General features: G+C 70.0%; 4 protein-coding genes. 3 read left to right on the top strand and 1 reads right to left on the bottom strand.

Going from position 1 to position 6,951, the window contains the following annotated elements:
* Window positions 1-3: 3 nt before the first annotated feature.
* On the bottom strand, window positions 4-903 hold the full coding sequence (locus FREUN1FDRAFT_RS37275) for an enoyl-CoA hydratase/isomerase family protein (protein ID WP_006545611.1): 900 nt from the start codon (window positions 901-903) through the stop codon (window positions 4-6).
* Between the two features lie 375 nt (window positions 904-1,278).
* On the opposite strand from FREUN1FDRAFT_RS37275, the gene FREUN1FDRAFT_RS37270 reads away from it, so the two are divergent.
* The 3 genes from FREUN1FDRAFT_RS37270 to FREUN1FDRAFT_RS37260 all read left to right on the top strand — a co-directional run bounded on the left by FREUN1FDRAFT_RS37270 (window position 1,279) and on the right by FREUN1FDRAFT_RS37260 (window position 6,858).
* Window positions 1,279-2,847, top strand: a complete 1,569-nt coding sequence (locus tag FREUN1FDRAFT_RS37270; protein ID WP_006545610.1) for a class I adenylate-forming enzyme family protein — start codon at window positions 1,279-1,281, stop codon at window positions 2,845-2,847.
* A gap of 265 nt (window positions 2,848-3,112) precedes the next feature.
* Window positions 3,113-3,658 carry a hypothetical protein gene (locus FREUN1FDRAFT_RS37265; RefSeq protein WP_006545609.1) on the top strand — a complete coding sequence of 182 codons (546 nt, stop codon included), beginning with the start codon at window positions 3,113-3,115 and terminating at the stop codon, window positions 3,656-3,658.
* Window positions 3,659-4,134: 476 nt separating this feature from the next.
* On the top strand, window positions 4,135-6,858 hold the full coding sequence (locus FREUN1FDRAFT_RS37260; RefSeq protein ID WP_232295593.1) for an ATP-binding cassette domain-containing protein: 2,724 nt from the start codon (window positions 4,135-4,137) through the stop codon (window positions 6,856-6,858).
* The last annotated feature ends 93 nt before the right edge of the window (window positions 6,859-6,951 follow it).

The following is a 6,951-nucleotide window of genomic DNA, read 5'->3' as shown; positions in this document are numbered from 1 at the left end:
ACCTCACGGTTCGGGGATCTCGAAGTGTTCGTCGCGGAGTTCGAAGGCGCGTTTGACGCCGTGTTGGGCGCGGGTCTTGACGAAGTTGTATTCGTTGTCTTCGAAGCTGAGGTTGGTGCCGTAGGCGTGGAAGAGGTAGCTGAGGACTTCTTCGCCTTGGTAGCCCTGGAGTTGTTCGACGAGGCGGAAGGCTTCCTTGGCGATGACGATGCCGTCGGCGGGCATGCGGGAGACTTTGCGGGCCCACCATTCGGCGCGGGTGGGGACGTCGGTGTCGGGGACGGTTTCGGTGAAGATTCCGCGTTCGGCGAGTTCGGTTCCGGTGAGGAGGTCGCCGGTGAGGAGCATGCGTTTGGCGAGGACGGGTCCGAGTCGGTGGAAGAACAGGTGGAGTGAGCCGAGTGCGGGGCCGAGGAAGCGGGTGGCGGGCATGCCGAGGCGGGCGTTCTGGCCGACGACGGCGATGTCGGCCATGAGGGCGATCTCGAAGCCGCCGCCGAGGGCGAGGCCTTCGACCTGGGCGATGGTGGCTTTGGGGTAGCCGAGGAACTCGTGGTAGAAGGCGAAGGTTTGGCGGTCGACGGCGAGGCGGCGGCGTTGGCTGGGTCGGCGTCGTCGGGTGGCCTTTCCGTCGCCGTTGCCGGCGGCGGTGTCCCGCGGGGCGGAGCCGGCGTCCTCGCCCGGCGCTGTCTCGCCGTACCAGCCGTAGGCGTTGCGCATGTCGGCGCCGGAGGAGAAGTAGCCGCCGGCGCCGCGCAGGAGGACGACCTTGATGTCGTCGTCGGTCGCCAGCTCGTCGAGGTAGGCGGCGAGCTGGTCGCGCATCGACGCGTCGTAGGAGTTGCGCCGCTGCGCATTGTTGATCGTGATGCGGGCGATGCCGGACTCCGGCTCCCGCTCCATCAACACACGTCCGTCAGTCAACGACTCGTCCCTCTTCCGCTACTCCCAGGTCGAGACCATCGTAGGGTAAATCTATATATATTTCCAGTGAAGCCCTCGGGTGGCCCTGGGAGGAGGTGGGAGGGAGACGCCGAGTCGCCTGGTCTCCGGCCCGCCGCCGGTGTCTCATCCTGGCCGGTCGAGATCCGCTGCGGCTGGGGTGACGGCCCGCTGGGAGGTGCTTGTGCGCGGGCTGCCGGCGTCAGGGTGGTCTCAGGCGGTCCGCAGGGGCGCGCTGTCGGGCGGGCACCTGATCTGCTCGACAGCATCCAAAAGTATAGATAGATTGAGCGTCTTCGGTGGGTTGCCGCTGTCGGAGGGGTCAGGGCCTGACGAATGACGAGCACGACGAGCGCGTCGAGCGGGCCTCACCTCGGCTTACCAGGAGCGGATACCTTCTGGGCCCTGGTCGAGCAGGCCGAACGCCGTTCGCCCGACGCGGTGATCCTCGCTGACGACCACGGTCGGGCACTGACGTCCGCCGGGCTGCGCGAGGATGCCGAGCGGGTGGCGGCCGGCCTGCGGGCGCTCGGGCTGCGGCCGGGCGACGTGCTGTCCTGGCAGCTGCCGACCACCCTCGAGGCGGCGGTGCTGATGGCGGCGTGTGCCCGGCTCGGCCTGGTGCAGAACCCGATCATCCCGGTGTTCCGGCACCGGGAGGTCGGGTACATCACGCGGCAGGTCGGCACCCGCCTGCTCGTCGTGCCGGAGCGGTGGCGCGGTTTCGGCCACGCGGAGATGGCCCGTTCCCTCGGTGCCGAGGTGGTCTCGCTCGACCTCGAAGGCCCGCCGCGCACTGGTCTGCGGCTCCCCGCCGCCGACCCCGGCACGCTGACGGAGCGACCCGGGCTGCCCGCGCCATCCGCCTCTGGTGCGGATTCGGCGCCTCCCGTCGGCGCCGGGGAGTGCAGGTGGATCTACTACTCGTCGGGAACGGTGGCCGACCCCAAGGGTGTGCGGCACACCGACGCCTCGGTGATCGCGTCGTCGAGCGGTGTGGTCGACGGGCTGGGTTTCGGCGCCGGCGACGTGTATCCGATCGCCTGGCCACTGGCCCACATCGGGGGCGTGGCGATGCTCGTGGCGGCCCTGCGTACCGGGGGCCGGCTGGTCCTGTTCGACACGTTCGATCCGGCGGTCACCCCCGGGCGGATGGCGGCCCACCGGCCGACCGTCCTCGGATCCGCCACACCGTTCTTCCTGGCCTACGTGGCCGCGCAACGCGCACACGGTGACATGGCGCTGTTCCCCGCCCTGCGGGTTTGCGTCGGTGGCGGCGCGCCGACCCCGGCAACGGTCGGTCAGGAGGTCGCCGACGCACTCGGTGTGCCCGGAGTTGTGGGCTCCTGGGGGCTGACCGAGTTCCCGGTAGCCACCAGCGAGACACCGTCGGACGTCGGAGCCGGCTCGACCGTGGGCCGGCCGATGACCGGAGTGCGGGTCCGCGTCGTCGACGGTGAGCTGCGGCTGAAGGGGCCGCAGTGCTTCCTGGGCTACGTCGACGCCACGCTGGACGCCGACGCGTTCGACGACGAGGGGTGGCTGCGCACCGGTGACCTCGGCTCGGTCGACGGCGAGGGCCGGGTCCGCGTCGAGGGCCGGCTCAAGGACGTCATCATCCGCAACGCGGAGAACATCTCGGCCTCCGAGATCGAGGAGGTGCTCCTGCGCCACCCGGCGGTCGCGGACGCCGCCGTCATCGGCGTGCCGGACGAACGCACCGGGGAGCGGGTCTGCGCGGTGGTGGTCGTCCGTCCCGGCAGCGCGGTCACTCTCGCCGACCTCGCCGCCCACTGCCAGGCCGAAGGCCTCGCGCGGTACAAGTGCCCCGAGCGCCTGGAGATCGTCGACGAGCTGCCCCGTAACCCGATGGGCAAGGTCCTCAAGCGCCAGCTTCGCCTCTGATCGGGGCTCGCAGCAGGGCCAGCGTCTGCTCCAGCTCGGCCTGCGGGATCTCGCTGACGCGCCACGTCGGCTTCCCGTTCTCTCCGGAGGTCTTCACCGGCGACTGAACTGGTACTTCGGTCACGACAACCCGTGGGTGCGCGGCGCGAGAACACGGCGTGTGCCAACGGCCAGCTGGCCGGCTGAACGTCCGCCCGCGGGTCTGATTCGTCCGCGTCGCCCAGCCGGCAGCCGACCGATGTAGAACGATGAGATGCGGCCGGATATGACGAACACCGGTGACCCGCCGACCGAACCGGATGACGGCGTTCCCACTCCGGACCTGGTCGCGGCGTGGCTGGTACTGGGAATGCTTCCGACGGAGCAGGTTCCAGGCTGGGCGGCGCACTGGATCGCGCGTGGTTATGACGGTGAGGCGCTGGTCGAGCTCGCCGGCCTCGACGGCAGGGATCCGGCCGCGGTCCGTGATCTGATCGAGGCGGCCCTGCGGGAATGCGGCCCGCTGCAGGTTGATGTCGCGGCGGTGGAACGAGACCACCTGCGGGCAGCTGCGCTGGTGGCTTTCACCAACGCGGCCGAGCTGCTCTTTGCGGGGCGTGCGACCGAGCGATGGGTCGTCGACAAGGTTCATGAGATAGCCGGTGACCACTACTTCGACGAATCGGTGATGAATCTTCCGCTCGGTTCGTTGTTTCACCTTGCGGAAGAGTGGGATGCCGGCTGGGGGCGGCCGGTGCAGGAGCTTCGGAGCATCGTTCGGCAGGCCTGTCGCCGGCAGTTGGGGGTGGCTTCGGTTCCCGGCCGTTCCTGATCCGTGCGGGCTTCGCGGGGCTCGGTCCGGCTGGCGGTGCTGTCGGCGTCCGTGGCGTCCCGGTCGGCTGTTCCGGCTCGTGCGATGTTCGGTCATCCCACGAGATCCTGTCTCGAGGGGAGGTGACGGATTCGCCGTACACCGGCTACTGCAGACGTGGTAGACGGTGGCACTTTCGGGTTTCTGCGCGGTGGATATCGGCGTCGGCTATGTACGGTGATGCCGTGTCCGGATGGCTGGCGGGGTTCCGAAATGTCGGTCGGGAGGAGTCGCGGCGTCGGACGTATCTAGCTGATATCGCCGTCGCGTGCGTTACCTTTGGGTTGGGTGTGGCGATCGCCACGCAGGCCCCGGTGGATAGTTCCGGACTGAGTGCGACTTTCCTTGTTACAAGTGCGATTAGTTGTGCAGTTCTGGTGCTGCGCCGGCGCTGGCCGCCGCTCGTTCTCGGATTCGTCGCCGGGTGGTCCTGCCTCGTGAATCTCCGGGCCGGGTCACCGGGTGACGGGCCGTCGCTGATTGCGGCCTGGGTCGCCTTCTACAGCGTCGGTGCCCACCGGCCGCCGAAGATCGCGTGGACCGCTGCCGCGGGTGCCGTTGTCCTGCTCCTGCCGGCGGCGCCCGCCGGGCTGGACGGGGTGGCGCGGTCCGTCGCCGGGGTGCTCCTGTGGAGTGTCGGGTCGACCTTCCTGGGTTGCCGGCTGCGGCGTGGACGAGCGTATGTGGCGAAACTGGAGCAGCGGGCGCTGCGAGCCGAGCGAAACCATGACGAGCGAAACCACGAACAGCAGGCCCGGCGCGGGCGTGCGCGACACGACTCCACGGCGGCTGGCGCGGACACGCGGTGGCCCGCCCCCCGGTGGGCGAGCGACGAGAACACAGTGCCGCTGGGCGTCCAGTGGCGTCGCGGCCAGGCCTCGGCTGTCCCGCAGATGATCCCCGCTGCCCGCGCCTCGGCCGGTGGCAGGGCAACCGCGTCCGTCTGGCGGCACGCTGCCACCTCCGGTCACGGCACCGGGTCGCTCTCGGCCACCGCTGCCAGCTCCGGCTACGGCACCGGGTCGCTCTCCGCCACCGCTGCCACCGCCGTGGCCCCGTTCCCCGCCGCCACCGCTGCCGCCACCATCCCGGCCGGTGCCCACCACCGGCTGCACACGTTGCGTCCCGGGCGGCTGCATCTGGGCCGTTCCAGCGACAACGACATCACCGTCGGGGACCTGCTCGCCTCGCGCTACCACGCGGCGCTGGAGGTGCAGGCCGACGGCGTGCGGATCGTCGATCTCGGTTCGGCGAACGGGACCTTCGTCAACGGCCGGAGGGTGATGGCGGCCCCGGTCGGCGAGCGCGACGTGATCGCCATCGGCCACCACCTCTACCAGCTCAAGGGCGACTGCCTCGTCGAGTACATCGACTCCGGCGACGTCGCCTTCGAGGCGCGGGCGCTGTCCGTGCACGCCGGTACCAAGCAGCTGATGCACAACGTGACCTTCCGGCTGCCGGCCCGGTCGCTGCTTGCCGTGGTCGGGCCCAGTGGCGCGGGCAAGTCGACGCTGCTCAACGCACTGGCCGGGTTCCGGCCCGCGGACGCCGGCACCGTCCGGTACGCGGGCCGGGACCTTTACGCGGACTACGACGAGCTACGCCGACGGATCGGGTACGTGCCGCAGGCCGACCCGCTGCACGGCCAGCTCACCGTCCGGCAGGCCCTCGAGTACGGGGCCGAGCTGCGCTTCCCCGCGGACACCACCGCGCGGGAACGGCGTGCCCGGGTGGAGGAGGTCCTCGGCGAGCTTGGCCTGACCGCGCACGCAGACACCGCGGTGCACCGGCTCTCCGGTGGCCAGCGCAAGCGCACCTCGGTGGCGCTGGAACTGCTCACCTGCCCGTCGCTGCTGTTCCTGGACGAACCGACCTCCGGCCTCGACCCGGCCAACGACCAGTCCGTGATGCAGACACTGCGAGGCCTGGCCAAGGGGGCGGGGACGAGTACGGACGCGGGCGCGGGCGCGGGCCCGTCGGACGAGAACGGCCGCACGGTCATCGTGGTCACTCACAGCGTGCTTTTCCTGGATCTCTGTGACTACGTTCTCGTCCTGGCGCCGGGTGGGCACGTGGCCTATTTCGGGCCGGTCGACGGGGCGCTGCACTTCTTCGGGAAGAACGACTTCCGCGAGTTCGTGTCGGTGTTCCGCACGCTGGAGCACAGCTCCGGGGCGGGGGCCGCCGCCCGGTTCCGGGCGTCGGAGTACTTCGTGCCGTCGGCGGTGGTCGCTCCGATGGCCCGCAGGCCGCCGGCGGATCTGCCGAGGGTGCGAAAACGGCCGGTCGCCGCCCAGCTCTCCACTCTCACCCGCCGTTACCTGCGGGTGATACGAGCCGACCATTCCTACCTGCGGCTGATTATCGTGTTCCCGTTCCTGCTCGGTTTCATCCCCAGAATGATTCCAGCGCCGGACGGGCTCGGTGCACTTCCGGACGCACCGAACCCCAACGCGCCGAAGGTGCTCGTCGTGCTGATCCTGTGCGGCTGTTTCATGGGGATGGCGAACTCCATCCGGGAGATCGTCAAGGAACGCGACATCTACCGGCGGGAACGGACCATCGGGCTTTCCCGTGCCGCCTATATCGGTTCGAAGACGGTCGTGCTGACCGGGATCACCACCGTGCAGTGCGTGGTCTGCACCTTCATCGGCCTGGTGGGCCGGGCCCCGGCGGACGCCGCCGTGCTGAGCTCCCCGCTGTTCGAGATCGGTGTCGCGATGATCGTCACCGCGAACGCGTCGATGATGATCGGTCTGCTGGTGTCGACGATCGTCGACACCGCCGACAAGACGATGCCCGTCCTGGTGCTGGTGACGATGGCCCAGCTCATGCTCTCCGGTGGCCTGGTGTCGCTGTCCGGCCGGACCTGGGTGGCCCAGGTCTCCTGGATCGCGCCGGCGCGGTGGGGCTATGCGGCGCTTGCGTCCACCGCGGACATCAACGAGGTCTCGAAGCTGGGCTACGAGGGGCTGCGCACCGACCCGGCGGACCCGTTGTGGGCGCACAACCAGCACATGTGGACTTTCGACATCGGCTTCGGCGCCATCCTGGCCTGCGCCACCCTCGCGCTGACCGCGGCCATGCTGCGCCGCGTCGATCCCAGACTGACCCGCCCGACGCGCAGCGGCCCCGGCGTGGCGACGTCCACCACTCGCTGACGGCCGGGGGCTGTACCAGGGATGTCGGCGGAGGTCAGCCCCGATCTCCGGCGGTGCCGGTCGGGGTTCTGGTGGTCAGCCGCCAGCCGCGGG

Origin of the sequence: Parafrankia sp. EUN1f (assembly GCF_000177675.1) — a bacterium.
In the GTDB taxonomy this organism is placed as follows: domain Bacteria; phylum Actinomycetota; class Actinomycetes; order Frankiales; family Frankiaceae; genus Parafrankia.
This window is presented reverse-complemented; position numbering and strand designations above follow the sequence as displayed.

Bases quoted from the DNA above. Each gene is read 5' to 3' on its own strand.
- FREUN1FDRAFT_RS37275 (WP_006545611.1), bottom strand. From the start codon at position 903: ATGGAGCGGGAGCCGGAGTCCGGCATCGCCCGCATCACGATCAACAAT.
- FREUN1FDRAFT_RS37270 (WP_006545610.1), top strand. From the start codon at position 1,279: ATGACGAGCACGACGAGCGCGTCGAGCGGGCCTCACCTCGGCTTACCA.
- FREUN1FDRAFT_RS37265 (WP_006545609.1), top strand. From the start codon at position 3,113: ATGACGAACACCGGTGACCCGCCGACCGAACCGGATGACGGCGTTCCC.